This window comes from Neisseria sp. P0022.S010, from assembly GCF_051956635.1.
The window spans coordinates 1-439 of the sequence record NZ_JBQCXF010000923.1; the positions used below are offsets into that span (position 1 = coordinate 1).

General features: G+C 52.8%; 1 protein-coding gene. It reads right to left on the reverse strand.

Translation table 11 applies throughout. The features are described 5' to 3' along the window. Nucleotides 1-69 precede the first annotated feature (69 nt). The coding region (locus tag ACTHUT_RS22130; RefSeq protein ID WP_440419960.1) for a hypothetical protein at nucleotides 70-439 on the reverse strand (370 nt) is incomplete at its 5' end.

The window sequence follows — 439 nt, forward strand, 5'->3', positions numbered from 1 at the left end:
CTTCAATCAGCGGGCCCATTTCCAGCGCGCCGGGTTCGGCTTCGGCCGGGTTGCCGTAGCGACCGCCTTTCATGGCGGCCGTCCTTTTTTCCCTGACCTCGTCTTTCCTTCTTCTGTTTCCCTCCCCGCGCTCTGCTCATTTTCAGCTTTGTCCGTTTTTGCCGACGCTCGCCTCCACGCTTTCTTTCCCTTCCCCTTCCCCCTCCTCTTCTTTCCCCCCTCTTTCCTTTTCTTTTCCTCCTCTTTCCCCTTCTCCTTTTTTCCTTTTTTTTTCTTCCTCTTCCCTTCCTTTTCTTCCTTCTTCTCCCTCCCCTTTCCTTCTTCCCCTTTCTCCTTTCTTCTTTTCTTCCCCTTCCTTTCCTCTTTCTTCCCCCTTTCCTTTTCCTCCTTTTCCTCCTCCTTCCTTTCCCTTTCTCTTCTCCCCCTCTTCCTCTTCCTC